This is a genomic window from Photobacterium sp. GB-50 (assembly GCF_003026755.1).
Lineage (GTDB): Bacteria > Pseudomonadota > Gammaproteobacteria > Enterobacterales > Vibrionaceae > Photobacterium.
Genome location: NZ_PYNX01000059.1, coordinates 1 through 616, shown reverse-complemented (window position 1 = coordinate 616; position 616 = coordinate 1). Strand labels below are relative to the sequence as shown.

General features: G+C 45.5%; 1 protein-coding gene. It reads left to right on the top strand.

Features of this window, described 5'->3' with window-relative positions:
- A partial coding sequence (locus C9J41_RS21695; RefSeq protein ID WP_146151682.1) for a cadherin-like domain-containing protein occupies positions 1-616 on the top strand: 616 nt, incomplete at both ends.

Below are 616 nucleotides of genomic sequence, written 5' to 3'. Positions count from 1 at the left end.
CCTTCACGCAAAGTTCTAACCCGACCAATGGTCAAGTGACGGTTAACACTGACGGTACGTGGACTTACACACCAAACAATGATTTTAACGGTGATGATAGCTTTAACGTTGAAGTCAATGACGGCAACGGCGGTACAGATACTATTACTGTTAATGTGACCGTGAAGCCAATCAATGATGCGCCAGTATTGGTTGATGATAACAATGATCCATTAGGCAGTGACATTACCGTCACGACCGATGAAGAAGTCGCCGTGAGCGGTCAACTGTCTGCGACCGATGTTGACGGTGATAACTTAACCTTCACGCAAAGTTCTAACCCGACCAATGGTCAAGTGACGGTTAACACTGACGGTACGTGGACTTACACACCAAACAATGATTTTAACGGTGATGATAGCTTTAACGTTGAAGTCAATGACGGCAACGGCGGTACAGATACTATTACTGTTAATGTGACCGTGAAGCCAATCAATGATGCGCCAGTACTGGTTGATGATAACAATGATCCATTAGGCACAGACATTACCGTTACGACTGATGAAGAAGTGGCTGTGAGTGGTCAACTGTCCGCGACCGATGTTGACGGTGATAACTTAACCTTCACGCAAAGTTC